Below are 17726 nucleotides of genomic sequence, written 5' to 3'. Positions count from 1 at the left end.
GGAGCCCCGGGGAGCACGATCAGTCGTCCACCGGTTCGTCCGGGCGCCCGTTCCCAGCCGCGGAGGCTGCCTCGCCGACGCCTTCGGCAACCCACGCCAGGAAGGTCTGTACGTCGGTGGCGGGCAGTGCGGTCGCGGCGGTGCGAGGGCGTTCGTAGCTGCGCAGCGCGGCGGCGATGAGCGGTCGGAAGCGTTCCTCGGACGCGGCGACCGCCCGGGCCGCCATGCGCTTGGCCTGCCAGCGGCCCGTGCGGCAGAACCGGACCGAGCGGCAGCCGTTGAGGACCCGGTTGTCCGCGAGATGTCCCTCGGCGGTGCTGTGCTCGCGGACCGAGGCGCGCAGGGCGGTGAGCAGGTCGGCGCGTTCGGGTTCGGCGATCACGTCGCGCGGTGGGCGGCCGTACAGCGGCAGCCCGGACCGATGGGCGACGGAGCGGTCGATGACGTACCAGAACGCGGGCGACTCGGCCGGGTCGAAGCTGACCCGGCTCGGCAACAGCGGCCCGGTGTTGAGGTCCATCAGATAGCCGCCCTCGCCGGACGGACGGGCCGCGAACTCCTCGTCGTAGACCACGAGCTCCAGTCCGGTGGCGGGGCAGGGCAGCGCGGGGTGCGTGAGCGCGGCGGCGAGGTCGGACAGCATCCGCCCGGGGCGGGGTGCGTCCACGACGACCGTCACGTCGGTGTCGCTGCGCCCGTGCCGGTAGTCGCCGAGCGCGACGGAGCCGACCGCGACGACACTCACCAGATGAGGTCCGCACACGGCCTGCGCTCCGAGGACGACCTCCTGGAGGTAGGGGCGGAGTTCGGCGGGGACGGAGTGCGGTTCCGCGGGAGTCCGGGTCATACCGCCAGTGTCGGTGCCGGTCACCGCCTCACATCGACGCGTGCCGAGAACATCCGGACCGATCCCGCCCGGGCAGAGCCGCACCGTGACGCTCACGCCCGCAGGTGCTCTGCGCCTACGTCCGACCCGGCGGGTCCGCCCGCGCCCCGCGCAGATGCTTCCCCTGCGCGGGGCGGGACGGCTCTCGGCTCAGGCGAGTTCGACCAGGAGATCGCCGCCCTCGACCTGCTGGATGCGGTTGATGGCCAGCCTGGCCACCGTGCCCGCCTTCGCGGCGGTGATCGAGGCCTCCATCTTCATCGCCTCGATGGTGGCCACCGTGTCACCGGCCGCCACCTCGTCCCCCTCGGCGACCGTCAGTGTCACCACGCCCGCGAACGGCGCCGCCACATGAGCGGGGTTGGTCCGGTCGGCCTTCTCCGTCACCGGGACGTCCGAGGCCGCCGACCGGTCGCGGACCTGGATCGGCCGCAGCTGGCCGTTCAGGGTGGACATCACGGTGCGCATGCCCCGCTCGTCGGCGTCGCCGACCGCCTGCAACTCGATCAGCAGCCGCACACCGCGCTCGAGGTCGACGGAGTACTCCTTGCCCGGGCGCAGCCCGTAGAAGAAGTCCTTGCTGTCCAGCACGCTGGTGTCGCCGAAGGTGTCCCGGTGCGTGTCGAACTCGCGCGTCGGCCCCGGGAACAGCAGCCGGTTGAGCGTGGCACGACGCTCCTTCGACAGGCCCTCACGGTCGTCGGCGTTCAGCTCCTGCACCGGCTTGGCCTCGGCGCGGCCCTGGAGCGCCTTGCTGCGGAAAGGCTCGGGCCAGCCGCCGGGCGGGGTGCCCAGCTCGCCGCGCAGGAAGCCGATGACGGAGTCGGGGATGTCGAACCGGTCCGGCTCCGCCTCGAAGTCCTTCGGGGACACACCGGCGCCCACGAGGTGCAGGGCGAGGTCGCCGACCACCTTCGACGAAGGGGTCACCTTCACCAGGCGGCCGAGCATCCGGTCGGCGGCGGCGTACATCGCCTCGATCTCCTCGAAGCGGTCCCCGAGGCCCAGCGCGACCGCCTGGGTGCGCAGGTTGGACAGCTGCCCGCCGGGGATCTCGTGGTCGTAGACACGGCCGGTCGGGGAAGCGAGGCCCGCCTCGAAGGGGGCGTAGACCTTGCGGACGCTCTCCCAGTACGGCTCCAGATCGCCGACGGCCTTGAGGTCGAGGCCGGTGGGCCGCTCGGAGTGGTCGGTCGCGGCCACGATCGCCGACAGCGACGGCTGCGAAGTGGTGCCCGCCATGGACGCGACCGCGCCGTCCACCGCGTCCGCGCCGGCCTGGATCGCGGCCAGGTAGGTGGCGAGCTGGCCGCCCGCGGTGTCGTGGGTGTGCACATGCACCGGCAGGTCGAACTCCCGGCGCAGCGCGGAGACCAGCTTCGCCGCGGCCGGTGCCCGCAGCAGGCCCGCCATGTCCTTGACGGCCAGCACATGGGCGCCGGCGTCCACGATCTGCTCGGCCAGGCGCAGGTAGTAGTCCAGGGTGTACAGGCGCTCGGCCGGGTTGGACAGGTCGGAGGTGTAGCACAGGGCCACCTCCGCGACGCCTGTGCCGGTCTCCCGTACGGCCTCGATCGCGGGCCGCATCTGGGAGACGTCGTTGAGGGCGTCGAAGATGCGGAAGATGTCGATGCCGGTGGCCGCCGCCTCGTGCACGAAGGCGTCGGTCACCTCGGTGGGATACGGCGTGTAGCCGACGGTGTTGCGGCCGCGCAGCAGCATCTGCAGGCAGATGTTCGGCGCGGCCTCCCGCAGGGCCGCGAGCCGCTCCCACGGGTCCTCGGCGAGGAAGCGCAGGGCGACGTCGTAGGTCGCGCCGCCCCAGCACTCCAGGGACAGCAGCTGGGGCAGGGTGCGGGCCACCACGGGGGCGACGGCGAGCATGTCCTTGGTGCGCACCCGGGTGGCGAGCAGCGACTGGTGGGCGTCGCGGAACGTGGTGTCGGTGACGCCGATGGTCGGCGAGGCGCGCAGCCAGCGGGCGAAGCCCTCCGGGCCGAGTTCGGCGAGCTTGTGCCGGGTCCCGGCGGGCGGCTCACCGGCCGGCAGCGCGGGCAGCTTGGTCAACGGTTCGAGCAGGTCGGGCCGTTCGCCGTGCGGCTTGTTCACGGTGACGTCGGCCAGGTAGGTGAGCAGCTTGGTGCCGCGGTCGGCGGAGTGCCGGGCCGTGAGCAGGTGCGGGCGCTGCTCGATGAACGACGTGGTGACCCGGCCGGCCCGGAAGTCGGGGTCGTCCAGCACCGCCTGCAGGAAGGGGATGTTCGTGGCCACACCGCGGATGCGGAACTCGGCCACGGCACGCCGGGCGCGCCCCACCGCGGTGTTGAAGTCCCGGCCCCGGCAGGTGAGTTTGACCAGCATCGAGTCGAAGTGCGCGCTGATCTCCGTACCGGCGTGGGTGGTGCCGCCGTCGAGGCGGATGCCCGAGCCGCCCGGCGAACGGTAGGCGCTGATGCGGCCGGTGTCCGGGCGGAAGCCGTTGGCGGGGTCCTCGGTGGTGATACGGCACTGGAGCGCGGCGCCGCGCAGCGTAATGCTCTCCTGGGCGAGGCCGAGGTCGGCCAGCGTCTCGCCGGCCGCGATGCGCAGCTGCGACTGCACCAGGTCGACGTCGGTGACCTCCTCGGTCACCGTGTGCTCGACCTGGATGCGCGGGTTCATCTCGATGAAGACGTGGTTGCCTTCGCGGTCGAGCAGGAACTCCACGGTGCCGGCGTTGCGGTAGCCGATCTGCCGGGCGAAGCGCACGGCGTCGGCGCAGATCCGGTCGCGCAGCTCCGGGTCGAGGTTCGGCGCGGGCGCCAGCTCGATCACCTTCTGGTGGCGGCGCTGCACCGAACAGTCCCGCTCGAAGAGGTGGATGACGTTGCCCTGCCCGTCGGCGAGGATCTGCACCTCGATGTGGCGGGGCTCGACGACGGCCTTCTCCAGGAACACGGTGGAGTCGCCGAACGCGGACGCCGCCTCACGGGACGCCGCCTCGATGGACTCCCGCAGCTGCGCGGGATCCTCGACCCGGCGCATACCGCGGCCTCCGCCACCCGCGACGGCCTTCACGAACACGGGGAAGCCGATGTCGTCGGCGGCACGGACGAGCTCGTCCACGTCGGTGGACGGCTCCGAGGACCCCAGCACCGGCACGCCGGCCTCGCGTGCGGCGGCCACCGCACGGGCCTTGTTCCCGGTCAGCTCCAGGATGTCCGCGCTCGGTCCGACGAACGTGATACCCGCCTCTTCGCAGGCCCGGGCCAGGTCGGGGTTCTCGGACAGGAATCCGTAGCCCGGATAGACGGCGTCCGCTCCCGCACGGCGCGCCGCACGGACGATCTCCTCGACCGACAGATAGGCCCGCACCGGATGCCCCGGCTGGCCGATCTCGTAGGCCTCGTCGGCCTTCAGCCGGTGCAGGGAGTTGCGGTCCTCGTGCGGGAAGACGGCGACGGTGCGCGCGCCCAGCTCGTAGCCTGCGCGGAAAGCGCGAATCGCGATCTCACCGCGGTTGGCGACCAGCACCTTGCGGAACATTCTTGATCCCTTCAGCCTGCCGGTGACGGACACCCATGGTGTCGGCGGCTCCCCCCATCACGCCATGTGAGCCGGGCCACTCGCCAGTCGACGGGCGCCAGGTCACGGTCACCGCGGGTTCCTCAGGGACCGGACGGGCCTACGCTGTCCTTGAGCCTCCTGTGGTCAGGGCGGGTGTAAGCGAGGTGCCCTCATGGCCGGCGCGATTCACCGCGGTACGCGTCCGCACGACGCGATCGACGAGTTGCCGGCGCGGCTGACGTCCGCGGTGGGACACGCGAGCGTGTTCGAGGATCTGCTGCCGCTCGCCCTGTGGGTGGTCGACGGCGACGGGCGCCTGGTGCAGTGGTCGCTGGCCGCGCAGGACCTGCTCGGTCACACGCCGGAGCAGATGGTGGGGCAGGACGCCAAACGCGTCCTCGTGCCCGAGGAGAACCACGAGCTGGCGGACCGGCTGGCCCGGATGGTGGTGACGGGCGCGGCGGTGGTCGCACGGCTGCCGGTCCGGCATCGCGACGGGACCCAGGTCGACATGGAGATGTGGCACTGCCCGATCAAGGACGCGCGGGGGCGTACGGGTGTGCTGGCCATCGCCGCGGAGACCTCCGCGGTGGAGCGGATGCGCGATGCGCTGGCGGCGCTGGAGGGCCTTTTCTCCCAGTCCCCCATCGGCCTGGCCATGCTCGGTCCCGACCTGCGGTTCCTGCGGGTCAACGAGGCTCTGGCCCGGATGGACGGCGTAGCGGTGGCGGAGCACATCGGCCGTCGCGTGACCGACATCGCCCCCGGCACCGAAGGGCTGGAGTCGGTGATGCGGCAGGTCCTCGACCGGGGCGAGGCGGTCGTGGACTTCCGCCACACCAGCGCCACGGCAGATCCGGAACGGCAGCGGACGTGGTCCTGCTCGTACGCCCCCTTGCTCGGGGGTGGCGGGCAGCGCGCCGGGGTGATCGCCTCACTGATCGACGTCACGCGGGAACAGCGCGCCCATCTGGAGGCGCAGCGGGCGCGTCGGCGCCTCGCGCTGCTGGCGGAGGCGGGTACGCAGATGGGGTCCACGCTGGACCTGAAACAGACGGCGCAGGAAGTGGTCCGCGTCCTGGTGCCGCGGCTCGCGGACTCCGCCGACGTCCAGCTGCTGGAGGAGGCGGTGGCCCCGGACGAGACCGCCGCTTCGGCGCACGGCGTGGTCCGGCGGGCCGCGGCGGCCTTCACGGATCCGGCCGCGCCGGCCGACCACCTCGCGGTCGGCATGACGATCCAGGTCCCGCCCGGCTCGGTGTACGAGCAGGTGATCAGCGCGGGGCGTCCCATGAACCTGTACCTGTCCGACATCGGCCCGCTGGTCCACACCCCCGACGCCGACCGGCTGCGCGAGTACCTGCGCACCCGCGTCGGCGCGGCGCGCCTGATTCCGCTGGTGGCCCGGGGCACGGTGCTCGGCGCGGTGGTGGTGACCCGGACCAGGGACCGGGAGCCCTTCGACGACCAGGACACGCTGCTGATCGACGAGCTGGTCGCCCGGGCGGCGCTCAACATCGACAACGCCCGCATGTACAGCCGGGAACGCGACGCGGCGCTCACCCTTCAGCGCAGCCTGATGAACCCCTCCCTGCCCGCCGTCAGCGGACTGGAGCTCACCGGGCGCTATCTGCCGGCCGGCGACCACGAGGTGGGCGGCGACTGGTTCGACGCCATCGCCCTGTCCGGCGGCCGGACCGCGCTGGTGATCGGGGACGTCATGGGGCACGGCATCCACGCCGCGGCGGTCATGGGCCAGCTGCGCACCGCCGTACGCACCCTGGCACGCCGGGACACGGCGCCCGGCCAGGTGCTGCGCTCCCTGGACGCCGCCGTGGCGGACCTGGGCGACAACGAGATGGCCACCTGCCTGTACGCCGTGCATGATCCGGCCGACGGCCGCTGTCTGATCGCCAGGGCCGGTCACCCGCCCCCCGTGGTCGCCGACGAGCGGGGCACGGTCGCCTTCCTCGACGGACCCGCGGGCCCGCCTCTGGGCGTGGGCGGGCAGGTCGGCGAGGTCCAGGAGATACTCCTCGCCCCGCACAGCCTCCTGGTGATCTACACCGACGGCCTGATCGAGACCCGCGGCACGGACCTCGACCAGGGCATGCGTCGTCTGGCGCGGGCGCTGCGGCATCCGGGGCAGCCGCTGGACCAGGTCTGCGACGACCTCCTGGCCCACGTCATGCCCGAGGTGGCGGACGACGACGTGGCGCTGCTGCTCGCCCGGGCGCTGCCCCGGTGAGCCGGCCCGTGGGACCGTCGGCGGCAGCGCCGCCCTGCCGTCCGTGACGACCAGGCGCGAGGAGCCCGCAACGCCGATACTGAAAGTCAGCCGCTGCACAGCCAGTCACTCGGAAAGGCAGGAGCGCCGGGGACGCCGCGCCACGGGCGACGCGAACGGCGCGAGATGGGTGGGCGATGCACAACACATCCCCGACGTGGCTCAGCGAGAGCCCGGACGATCCGTTCTCGGTCCACCGATCCGCGTCGGCCGTTCTGGACCGCCGCGGACGGGTCGTCGCCTGGAGCGAGCAGGCCACCGCGGTGCTCGGGTACGAGGCCGACGAGGTGCTGGGCCGCACGGTGCGCGAGATCCTGGTCTCCGACGGGGACGAGGCCCTGATCGCCGAGGCGACCGCCGCGTGCCTGCGCGAGCACGGCTGGTTCGGGCTGCTGCCGGTGCGCCACCGCTCGGGTCGCCGCGTGTACGTGGGGTTCAGGGCCCGGCGGGTACGCCGCCTGGAATCCGCCGACGAGTGGCTGCTCGTCGGCTCGCTCGCCCAGGACATCACCCAGTGGGAGATCGACCGCTCCGTACTCGACGGCCTCTTCGCCCGGTCCCCGGTGGGTGTCGTGGTGCTCGGCCCGGACCTGCGCATTCTGCGGGTGAACCAGGCGGTCGCACGCTTCGGCGGACTGCCGCCACAGGCTTACCGCGGGCGGCGCGCCGCGGAGTTCCTGTTCGGCCCCGACGCGGACCTGGCGGAGGGCAAGCTCCGGTCGGTCCTGGAGACGGGTCGGCCCGTGATCTTTGCCGAGCAGCGCGCCCGGCTGCTGCACGACCCGAACCGGGAACTGTTCATCTCCATCTCGGCCTTCCGGATGCAGGACCCGTCCGGGCGGGTGCTGGGCGTCACCGAGATCGTGGAGGACGTCACCGACCGTCACCGGGCCCGTCGCCGGCTCGCGCTGCTCAACGAGGCCGGCACCAGGATCGGCAGGACCCTGGACGTGGCCACGACGGCGCGTGAGCTGGCCGAGGCGGCGGTTCCCGAGCTCGCCGACGCCCTCTCGGTGGATCTGCTGGAGCCCGTGACGCGTGGAGAGGAGCCGGCCCCCGATGCCATGGGCCCCCTGCGCAGGATGGCGGTCCGCGGCATCCAGCCCGAGGCGTCGACGGTGATGCATCCCGAGGGCCACCTGTTCTCCTTCCCCGAGCACACCGCGCCGGCGCGGTGCATGGCCGACCGGCGTCCGGTGCTGCTGGCCACGCTGGAGGGCGAGTCCGCATGGAGCGCCGCCGAGCCGGAACGGGTGGCGCGGGCGCGCGCGCTGGGTGTCCACTCCCTGCTGGTGGTGCCGCTGGCCGCGCGCGGCGTGGTCCTCGGACTGGTCTGTCTGTGGCGCTCGGTGCAGCCGGAGCCGTTCGAGGAGGACGATCTGACGCTGGCGGAGGAATTCGCCGCCCGGGCCGCGGTCTGCATCGACAACGCCCGTCGCTACACCCAGCAGCACAACGCCGCCGAGGCCCTCCAGCGCAGCCTGCTGCCGGGTGAGGTGCCCGAGCACCCGGCGGTCGAGACGGCTCACCGCTATCTGCCGACGCGGGCCTCCACCGGAGTGGGCGGCGACTGGTTCGACGTGATCCCGCTGTCGGGACTGCGTGTCGCGCTCGTCGTCGGCGACGTGGTCGGCCACGGCATGCACGCCTCGGCCACCATGGGCCGGATGCGTGCCGCGGTGCGGACCCTCGCGCACCTCGACCTGGACCCGGACGAGGTCCTCGCCCGGCTCGACGACCTGGTGGACCAGCTGGCCACCGAACAGCGCCAGACGGACGAGAGCGCCCCTCAGATCGTGGGCGCGACCTGCCTGTACGCGATCTACGACCCGGTCTCCCGGCACTGCGCCATGGCCCGCGCGGGCCACCCGCCGCCGACGGTGCTGGGGCCGGACGGCCGATCGCACCCGGTCGTCGACGTGCCCGCCGGGCCGCCGCTCGGCCTCGGCGGGCTGCCGTTCGAGACGGCCGAGTTCGAACTGGCCGAGGGCAGCCTGATCGCTCTGTACAGCGACGGTCTGCTGCTGGCCGACGGCCGCGACATCGACCAGGGCCTGACCCTGCTGCGTGAGGTGCTGGCGGGTCCGGCCCGGTCGCTGGAGCACACGTGCAAGGCGGTGGAGGACGCGATGCTGCCGGACGTACCCGCCGACGACGTCACCCTGCTGCTGGGCCGTACCCGGGTGCTGGCGGCCGACGACGTGGCCACGTGGGAGCTGTCGGCCGAGCCCACCGCGGCCGGCCGGGCCCGGACGCTGGTGACGGACTGCCTGACGGAGTGGGGGCTGGAGGAGCTGGCCTTCACCACCGAGCTGATCGTGAGCGAGCTGGTCACGAACGCCTACCGGTACGCCGGCGGCCCGCTGGTGCTGCGGCTGATCCGGGACGGCAATCTCATCTGCGAGGTCTCCGACTCCAGCAGCACCTCGCCCCATCTGCGCCAGGCCCGAAGCACCGACGAGGGCGGACGCGGCCTGTTCCTGGTGGCCCAGCTGTCGGAGCGCTGGGGCACGCGCTACGGCCGCAACAGCAAGACCATCTGGACCGAGCAGCCACTGACGCCGGACCGGGACGCCCCAGCCATCTGACTCGCGTCCTGATGCCCGGCGGGCTCACTGCGTCGGCACAGCGGCAGGCAGGCCGAGTGCGGTGGATACGTGGCGCCAGATGGAGGTGAGGGCCGAGTCGAGGGTGACCGTCGGGTCGCGCAGCATCAGGCGGATGCCGTAGCCGTCGCTGAGGGACAGGACGAGGGTGCTGAGGTCGTCCACGTCGGTCGGGGTGAACTCGCCGGAGGCGATGCCGCGCCGTATCGCGTCGGACACCCAGCCATGCAGCTGGGCGTACAGGTCGACGGCGAAGACGCGGGTGGTCTCGTCGCGCAGCGCCCGCACCCACAGCTCCTGCCACAGCCGCCAGTCCTGGTGGAGCTCGGGGTCGGTGGGCAGCAGGTTGCGCAGGATGCGGGCCAGGACGACCGCCGTCGGTACCGTCTCCGCGTCACGCTCGACGTCGAGGGCCGTGTTGGCGAAGGAGTGCGTCATCGCCTCGGTGAACAGCTTCTCGCGCGTGTCGAAGTGGTAGTGCAGCAGCGCCGTCGACACCCCGGCCCGCTCGGCGACCATGCGCATCCGGATCTTCTCGAAACCGATGTCGGCGATGACCTCGCACGCCGCGGTCAGGATGCGCTCGCGTGTGTCTGCCGTGCGCACCTTGGTCGACACCCTGCCGCTCCCCTCGTTCGGTGGTAGGCCATGACCATCTTCCCTCACGGCCGCCTCGCCGGTACCGGTACCTCACGCCCCGGTTGTTCGTCGTACACATGAAAGCCCCGGCCGGACTTGCGCCCCAGCAGGCCGGCCTCCACCATCCGCGACAGCAGCGGAGGCGGCGAGTACTGGGGCTCACGGAACTCCGCGTACAGGGACTCGGCGATGGCCCGGGTGGTGTCGAGGCCGATGAGGTCCGTCAGGGCCAGTGGGCCGAGGGGGTGCGCGCAGCCGAGGACCATACCGCGGTCGACGTCCTCGACGGTCGCGCTGCCCGACTCCACCATGCGGACGGCGGCCAGGAGATAGGGCACGAGCAGCGCGTTGACGACGAACCCGGCCTTGTCCCGGGTGCGGACGACCTCCTTGCCGAGCGTGCCGGTCACGAACTCCTCGGCCCGTGCCGCGGTGGTGGGCGAGGTGAGCAGCGACGGCACGAGTTCGACGAGCCGCAGGACCGGTACGGGGTTGAAGAAGTGCACTCCGACGACGCGATCGGGGCGGGTCGTCGCGGCGGCGAGCCTGATGACCGGGATCGAGGAGGTGTTGGTCGCGAGGATGGTGTGCTCCCCGGTGACCGCGGAGTCGAGGCGGGTGAACACGTCGACCTTGAGGGCCTCGTCCTCGGCGACCGCCTCGATCACCAGGTCGTGGTCGTGCAGGGCCTCGATCTCGTCGACGACGGTGATCAGGGCCGCGGCGGTGTCCCGTCGCCCGGCGTCGATCCTGCCGTTCGCGGCGGCCCGGTCGAGTGAGCGCAGGACGCGGAGACGGCCCGCGCGGGCSGRCTCCGCGTCGCGCTCCACGACCGTGACCGGCACGTCGGCCCGTGCGCACACCTCGGCGATGCCCGCGCCCATCAGACCGCAGCCCACCACCCCCACGCGCTTGATGTCGGTCATCGGTCTCCCTCTCTCGTCCGTTGCGGCACGCGTCACGCGACCGGCAGGTCCAGGACCCCCGAGCCCCGCTTGATGAGCTCGTTGGCGATGATCAACCGCTGGATCTCGGAGGTGCCCTCCCAGATCCGGTCCACGCGCAGCTCGCGGTAGAGCCGCTCGACGGCGTACGCGCGGTCGTAGCCCCGGCCACCGTGGATCTGCAGACACCGGTCGACCACGCGCCCGGATGCCTCGCTCGCGGCGAGCTTGGCGATGGCCGCCTTGGCGTGCAGGGTCTTGCGGTCCTCGGCCGACGCGTGGTCGATCTCCCAGGCGACCTGGTGGGTGTAGGCGCGGTTGACGGCGATGTCCACGGCGCAGTCGGCGAGCATGCCCTGGATCAGCTGGTACGAGGAGATCGGCGCCCCGAACTGCTCCCGCTCCACGGCCCAGTCCCGGGACAGCTCCAGCGCCCGCTCGGCGGCGCCGATGGTGCGGGCGGCGATCATCAGGCGCTCCTCGGTGAACCAGGAGCGCGTGATGTCGTAGCCCTCGCCGATGCCGCCGAGCACGGCGTCCTCGCCCACCTGCACATCGGTGAAGGTGAACTCGGGGTGCTCGTACACGAAGGTGTGCATGAAGCGCGGGACGCGCGTCATCTCGATGCCGGGGGTGTCCTTGTCGACGAGGAACAGGGTCGGTGCGCGCTCCGGGCCGGCCGCGGCGAGCACGATCATGAAGTCGGCGTGGTCGCCGACGGTGACGAACCACTTCTCGCCGTTGAGCACCCAGCCTGCGTCGTTCCTGGTCGCGGTGGTGGCGAGGTTCTGCGGGTCCGATCCGGCGCCGCGCTCGGTGACGGCGTAGCAGTCGCGGCGCTCGCCCTTGATCACCGGGACGAGGAAGCGCTCGCGCTGCTCGGGGGTGCAGAACCGCAGCGCGTTGGCGGGGCGCCACACCATGTCCCACAGGGCGCCGGTGAGTCGTCCCAACTCCTCCTGAACGGTGGCCTGTTCGGCGATGGTGAGTCCGGCGCCGCCCCACTCGGCGGGCATGTTGACGGCCTGGAGTCCGGCGTCGAGGACGGCGTCCCGGACCTTGGCGTGCGCGTCGGCGGGCAGGCCGTTGGCCTCCTCGCACTGGGTCTCGTAGGTGGCGATGAAGTCGGTGAGGGCGCGCGCGTCGGCCTTGAGCTGAACCTGGCGCGGGGTGAGGCGGAAGTCCATGGAAGTCCTCGCTGATGAAGGGTCGTCGGGTCAGTGCGTGGGCAGGGCAAGGGCGCGCGTGCCGCGCTTGATGAGCTCGTTGGCGATGATCAGCCGCTGGATCTCGGAGGTGCCCTCCCAGATGCGGTCGACCCGCAGCTCGCGGTACATGCGCTCGACGGGGTAGGTGCGGTCGTAGCCCCGGCCGCCGAAGATCTGCAGGCACCGGTCGGCGACCCGGCCGGCGGCCTCGCTGGCGGCGAGCTTGGCGGTGGAGGCCTTGGCGTGCAGGGTCTTCCGGTCGGTGCCGGGCTGGTCGGCCTCCCAGGCGACCTGGTGGGTGTAGGCGCGGTTGACGGCGATGTCGACGGCGCAGTCGGCGAGCATGCCCTGGATCAGCTGGTACGAGGCGATGGGCGCCCCGAACTGCTCGCGCTCCACGGCCCAGTCCCGGGCGAGTTGCAGGGCGCGCTCGGCCGCGCCGACGGTGCGGGCCGCGATCATCAGGCGTTCGTCGGTGAACCATTCCTTGGTGAGCTCGTAGCCGTTGCCGACGCCGCCGAGCACGTCCTCGTCGGCGACGAAGACGTCGGTGAAGGTGAACTCGGGGTGCCCGTTGACGGCGGAGTGCATGAAGTGGGGGACCCTGGTCATCTCGACGCCGGGCGCGGCCCGGTCCACGAAGAACAGCGTGGGCTGCCGCTCGGGTCCCGCGTCCGCCTGGACCAGCAGGAAGTCGGCGATGTCGCCGCAGGTGACGAACCACTTCTCGCCGTTGAGCACCCAGCCGCCGTCGGTGCGGTCGGCGGTGGAGGTGCCGGAGGACGGGTCGGACCCCGCGCCCGGCTCGGTCACCGCGAACGCGTCGAACTTCTCCGCGCGGATCACCGGCAGCAGGTACTTCTCGCGCTGCCGCTCGTCGCCGTAGGCCAGCACGTTGGCGGGCCGCCAGGGGATGTCCCACAGGCAGTTGGTGACCTTGCCGAACTCCTCCTCGACGATGACCTGGTCGAGCAGGCTGAGCCCGGCGCCGCCCCACTCGGCGGGCATGTTGATGGCGTACACGCCGGCGTCCATGGCGGCCCGGGTCAGTTCGGTGACGAGCTGCTGCGGCAGGGGTCCGCCGGCCTGCTCGGACTGGTCCTCGTACCGCATCAGCAGTCGGGCGTACTCGGCGGCGCGACGCTTCAGGTCGGCCTGCTCCGGGGTGTAGCGCATGTCCATGGGGACCTCTTCCAGGTCGGTCGGGCGGGTGCGGCTCGGTCAGGCGAGTACGGCGCGGGAGTCGAGGGCCAGAGCCCCGTCGGGCCGTACGAGAAGGGGGTTGACCTCGATCTCGGCGATCTCGGGGTGGGCGGCGGCGAACGCGGTGATCGTCTCGACGGCGCGCGCGGCCGCGTCGATGTCGACGGGCGGGCGTCCGCGCACCCCGTCGAGCAGGGCGGCGGTGCGCAGTCCGCGCAGCAGGTGCAGGCCGCGGTCGGCGGGCACGGGGGCGAGGGTGAAGGCGATGTCGTGCAGTGCCTCCGCCAGCACTCCGCCGAGGCCCACCATGGCGACCGGGCCGAAGCGGGGGTCCCGGTTGACACCGACGATCAGCTCGATGCCGTCGGTGAGGTCCGCCATGGCCTCCACGGAGTAGGAGGAGGCACCGAGCTTGGCGTGCATCTCGCGGAAGGCGGCGAGGAGTTCGTCGGGGCCGGCGAGGCCCAGTGCCACTCCCCCGGCATCGGACTTGTGGAGCAGGTGCAGGGCCTTGAGGACGTACGGGCCGGTGAACTCCTCGGTCGCGGCGAGCAGTTCGGCCTCGTCGTGGATCTCGCGGGCGGCGGGGAAGGCGAGTCCGGCCGCTTCGAGCGCTCTGCGGGTCTCCAGGTAGCCGCTCTCGCGCAACGGGGTCGCGGGAGGGGGCAGGGGCGTCACGCCGGTGCGCCGTGCGCCCTGTGCCGCGGCGGCCAGTGCGCGAGCGGCGTCCTCGGTGGCTCCGAAGACGGGCACACCGGCGGCGGCGAGGGTGCGACAGCTGGGCGAATCGGGGTACATCGACTGCACGACCAGGGGTTTGGCGGTGGCGCGGTGCCGGGCGGCTATGAGGTGTGCGGCGGCCTGTTCCCCGTCGGCGAGGGCCTTGCCCCCTCCGCCGAGTCCGCCCTCGGCGGCCGCGTAGCCGCCGAAGTAGCCGGTCACGAGTACGGCGTCGGTCTCCTCGGCCGCCAGCAGTGCGGCGACCGTTTCCGCGTACGAGCCGGGGTCCTGCTCGCCCATCCCGGCGAGGTCCACCGGGTTGGCGACGGCCGACTGTTCCCACAGCGCGTCCCGCAGCCGCTCCCGCGTCGGTTCGCGCAGTTCGGGCACGGTCAGCCCGGCCGCCTCGACGGCGTCGGCGGCGATGACGCCGTGTCCGCCGCCGTCCGTGAGCACGGCGACCCGGCGGTCGGCCGCCCGGCGTCCGCCGTGCAACGCGGCGAGGACGACGGTGAGTTCGCGCGGGGTGGCGACCAGTTCCACCCCGGCGTCCCGGCAGGCGGCGGCGACGACGTCGGCCGAGGTGGTGAGCGCGCCGGTGTGCGACTGGGCGCTGCGCGCGGAGGCGTCCCCGCGTCCGGCGGTGAGCAGCACCACGGGCTTCCCGGCGTCGGCGGCCGCCTCGGCGAAGGCGCGTCCGTCGCCGAAGTCCTCGGCGTACACGGCGATGGCCCGGGTGCCCTCGTGCCGGGCGCAGTCGGCGAGCAGGTCGACGAGGGTGACGTCGGCCTGGTTGCCGAGCGAGACGAAGCGGGAGAAGCCGAGGCCGTGCGGGCGGAAGCGGAGCTGGAGTTCGAGGGCGAGGTTGCCGCTCTGGCTCAGCAGCGCGACACCGCCGGGTGTGAAGGTGTCGGAGGCCAGGAAGAGGTCGGTGGTGTTGTCCGCAAGGCCCAGGCAGTTGGGCCCGACCATCACGGCGCCGGCGGCGCGGACCCGTTCGGCGACGGCGTCCTGGCGGGCGCGCCCCGCGTCGCCGGTCTCGGCGAACCCGGCGGTGATCGCGACGATCGCCCGTGCTCCGCACCGCAGCGCCTCGTCGACGGCGTCCTCGAAGCCGGCCGCGGGCACGGAGACCACGGCCAGGTCGACGGATTCGCCGATCGCGCTCAGGCTGGGCGCGACGCTACGGCCGAGGACCGTGCCGCCGCGCCGGTTGACCAGGTGGACGGGGCGGCGGCCGCCTGCTCGGATGGCCTGGGCCGCGATGGCGTGGCCGTACTTGGCGGGGTCGTCGCTGGCTCCGACGACGGCGACGGATACGGGGTCGAACAGGGCCGACAGGTCACGTCCCATGTCACTTCACCAGCCTCAGCGCGGAGTTGGGGCAGGCGGCGACGGCGGCCTCGGCGGCGTCCTGCCCGCCCGGCGGCACTTCGGTCGCGCGCATCTGCGCGTAACCCCACTCGTCGAGGTCGATCAGCTCGGGTGCGGGTTCCTGGCAGAGGCCGTAGCCCTGGCAGCGGGTGGAGTCCAGCAGGAGTTTCACGGTGCGGTCCTTTCGGCGCGGCGAGGTCTGGGGTGGGAGGAGGGCCGGGATCCGGCTCAGGGCACGGTCACGGTGAAGCGGCGCCCGTCCTCGGGTGCCGGGCCCGCGCAGGCGGGACAGACGGAGCGGCAGTGGGCGTCGACCGCGTCGGGGAAGTGGGCGAGGAGGGTGGCGACGACGCGGGCGGCGGCGTCGAGCAGTGCGCAGGCCCCGCGGCCGGGCAGTTGTTGCGACCAGCGGTGCAGCTTGGCGACCGTGTCGTGGCTCGCCTCCCCGCTCGCGACGGCGGAGAGGGCCTTGGTCATCGCCCCGGTGCCGGAGAGGCACACCCCGCACTGCCGGGCGCTCTGTGCCCCGAGATAGGCGGCGGCCTCGACGGCGACGGCGACCGGGCAGTCGTCGGGGTGCAGGAAGTGCAGTGCTCCGCAGCCGAGGGCAGCGCCGGCCGCGTTCAGGCTGTCGTGGTCGAGCGGCAGGTCCGTCCAGCCCTCGCCGTACAGCCCGCCGAACAGGCCTCCCAGCAGCACCGCCTCGGCCCTGCCGTGCCCGCACACATCGGCGAGGACCTTGAGATGCGCGCCGACGGGCACCTCCACGAGCGCGGCATCACCTTCGCCGCCGCCCGAGAGGGTCACCAGGTGGGTCCCCGCGACGGCGTCCGCCTCGTCGGGGCGCGAGTACATCACGGCGATTCGGGCCAGCGTCTCCACGTTGGCGACCAGGGTGGGCGCGCCGCCGACACCGCTCTCGAACGGGCGCGGCGGCTTCGCCGTGGGCAGCGCCGGGCCGCCGTCGACGCGCCGTACGACGGCGGTCTCCTCCCCCGCGACATAGGTGTGCTCCGTCCGCACCACGTCGATGCGCAGCTCGGGGGCACTCTCGGCGAGCGCCCGTCGCACGGCCCGCTCGGCTTCGGCGTCCGAGAGGTAGACGAAGCCGCGTCCGGCGCCGGTCACGGCGGCGGCCAGCCGCAGTCCGTCGAGGACGACGTGCGGGCGGTGCCGCAGCAGCCAGCGGTCCTTCACGGAGCCCGGCTCGCCCTCCTCCCCGTTGGCGACGATGACACGCGGGCCCGGTGCGTCCCGGACGGTACGGAGCTTGACCGCGGCCGGGAAGCCGGCCCCGCCTCGGCCGCGCAGACCCGCGGCGGCGATGCGGCCGAGCAGCCGGTCGGGCGCGACCAGCGGTGCGTAGCCGCCCTCGGCGAGGTATCCGTCGATGTCCTCGCCGCCGGGCAGCCCGGCCTCGGACAGGGACGGGACGAGGAGGCCCGTCCGCCCTTCGGGGAGGAGGGAGAACACGCCGGTCATATGGTGCTCCAGGGCTCGGAGGGGCCGGCGAGCGCGGGTTCGGGGCGAGCCCTGAGGCGCGCCAACGCCCGCTCCAGGTCCCGTCGTTGGGGGGCGGTGCGGTCGTAACCCGCCCCGGGCAGGCCGATCAGCATGCGGTGGTGGTCGAGGACGACCTCGCCGGCGAGCAGGGCCGCTCCCGGGTCGGCACGGCGGGAGCCCGCGGCCTGGACGACCAGGTCGGTGACCTCGCGCAGGTAGCGCAGCCAGCCGCGCTGTGTGCCGCGCAGCACGAGCCGCTCGACGCGGTGGCGCTCGGCGGCGACGAGGGCCGACGGTGGCCGGCCGGCCGCCGGGGACCGCAGGGCGGCCACCGCGGCGGGCAGCTCCTGTTCGGGCTCCGGCGTGAGGCCGAGCCAGACGAGACTGCGGTGAGCACTCATGCGTGCCTCCGGGGTCGCTCCGTCGCCGAGTGGACCGGAGACGGGGGTGGCGCGCCCATGACGTGGGACGGGGATGCTCCGCTGCCGTGACGCGAGGGGCGGGGAGCTGTGGTGGGTGTCCGGATCCGGACACCTGACGAGGCGCGGACTGGTGGCCCGCGGGCTTGCGGAGTGCGCCTGGGCATCTGTCTGCAAGCCGGGCCATCTGCCTGCCCAGAGACTAACTAACTAATTAGTCAGCCCACAAGTCTTGACTTGCCTCCGTCGCGGTCCCACTCTGACTAACCAATCAGTCAGCCGGATCGTGGCAGGTCCGGAAGCCGTACCTGCCCCTGTCCCGGCCCATCCCTCACCGCCCATCGCCGCAAGCGCGGCGCGGAGGAGGACCCCCGTGAACCCCTCGACGACC

The 17726-nt window shown here is 72.9% G+C and carries 12 protein-coding genes; 2 read left to right on the top strand and 10 right to left on the bottom strand.

What is annotated here, in order from left to right; genetic code table 11:
- Positions 1–19 precede the first annotated feature (19 nt).
- Together EAO75_RS29200 and EAO75_RS29195 are read right to left on the bottom strand one after the other, a co-directional pair.
- Positions 20–847, bottom strand: coding sequence for an aminoglycoside adenylyltransferase domain-containing protein (locus EAO75_RS29200; RefSeq protein WP_147998140.1), 828 nt, complete (start codon positions 845–847; stop codon positions 20–22).
- A 189-nt stretch (positions 848–1036) separates the two neighbouring features.
- Positions 1037–4411, bottom strand: a complete 3375-nt coding sequence (locus EAO75_RS29195; RefSeq protein ID WP_147998139.1) for a pyruvate carboxylase — start codon at positions 4409–4411, stop codon at positions 1037–1039.
- A gap of 193 nt (positions 4412–4604) precedes the next feature.
- Here EAO75_RS29195 and EAO75_RS29190 point away from each other — a divergent pair, with 193 nt between their 5' ends.
- Together EAO75_RS29190 and EAO75_RS29185 are read left to right on the top strand one after the other, a co-directional pair.
- Positions 4605–6680 (top strand): SpoIIE family protein phosphatase, encoded by a 2076-nt coding sequence (locus tag EAO75_RS29190; RefSeq protein ID WP_187284625.1) that lies wholly within the window; start codon positions 4605–4607, stop codon positions 6678–6680.
- A gap of 176 nt (positions 6681–6856) precedes the next feature.
- Positions 6857–9307 carry a SpoIIE family protein phosphatase gene (locus EAO75_RS29185; RefSeq protein ID WP_147998138.1) on the top strand — a complete coding sequence of 817 codons (2451 nt, stop codon included), beginning with the start codon at positions 6857–6859 and terminating at the stop codon, positions 9305–9307.
- Positions 9308–9331: 24 nt separating this feature from the next.
- On the opposite strand, the gene EAO75_RS29180 is transcribed toward EAO75_RS29185, so the two are convergent.
- Genes EAO75_RS29180 through EAO75_RS29145 form a run of 8 tightly spaced genes read right to left on the bottom strand, consistent with a single transcriptional unit; the run spans position 9332 to position 17317 of the window.
- The gene (locus EAO75_RS29180; protein WP_147998137.1) at positions 9332–9943 is read right to left on the bottom strand and encodes a TetR/AcrR family transcriptional regulator; all 612 of its coding nucleotides are present in this window, start codon (positions 9941–9943) and stop codon (positions 9332–9334) included.
- 44 nt (positions 9944–9987) lie between these two features.
- A complete protein-coding gene (locus EAO75_RS29175) occupies positions 9988–10890 on the bottom strand; it encodes a 3-hydroxybutyryl-CoA dehydrogenase (protein WP_147998136.1) in 903 nt (300 codons plus the stop codon).
- Between the two features lie 32 nt (positions 10891–10922).
- Positions 10923–12095: an acyl-CoA dehydrogenase family protein gene (locus EAO75_RS29170; RefSeq protein WP_147998135.1), complete on the bottom strand. Its 1173-nt coding sequence runs from the start codon at positions 12093–12095 to the stop codon at positions 10923–10925.
- Positions 12096–12125: 30 nt separating this feature from the next.
- Positions 12126–13298, bottom strand: a complete 1173-nt coding sequence (locus tag EAO75_RS29165; protein ID WP_093909953.1) for an acyl-CoA dehydrogenase family protein — start codon at positions 13296–13298, stop codon at positions 12126–12128.
- Between the two features lie 39 nt (positions 13299–13337).
- The gene (locus tag EAO75_RS29160) at positions 13338–15392 is read right to left on the bottom strand and encodes an acetate--CoA ligase family protein (RefSeq protein WP_147998134.1); all 2055 of its coding nucleotides are present in this window, start codon (positions 15390–15392) and stop codon (positions 13338–13340) included.
- Between the two features lies 1 nt (position 15393).
- Positions 15394–15585 carry a ferredoxin gene (locus EAO75_RS29155; protein WP_147998133.1) on the bottom strand — a complete coding sequence of 64 codons (192 nt, stop codon included), beginning with the start codon at positions 15583–15585 and terminating at the stop codon, positions 15394–15396.
- 56 nt (positions 15586–15641) lie between these two features.
- Positions 15642–16895 (bottom strand): NADH-ubiquinone oxidoreductase-F iron-sulfur binding region domain-containing protein, encoded by a 1254-nt coding sequence (locus EAO75_RS29150; RefSeq protein ID WP_147998132.1) that lies wholly within the window; start codon positions 16893–16895, stop codon positions 15642–15644.
- Positions 16892–17317: a hypothetical protein gene (locus tag EAO75_RS29145; protein WP_147998131.1), complete on the bottom strand. Its 426-nt coding sequence runs from the start codon at positions 17315–17317 to the stop codon at positions 16892–16894. The genes EAO75_RS29150 and EAO75_RS29145 overlap by 4 nt, the downstream gene beginning before the upstream one ends.
- Positions 17318–17726 lie beyond the last annotated feature (409 nt).

It is taken from the genome of Streptomyces sp. UW30 (assembly GCF_008042075.1).
In the GTDB taxonomy this organism is placed as follows: domain Bacteria; phylum Actinomycetota; class Actinomycetes; order Streptomycetales; family Streptomycetaceae; genus Streptomyces.
This window is presented reverse-complemented; position numbering and strand designations above follow the sequence as displayed.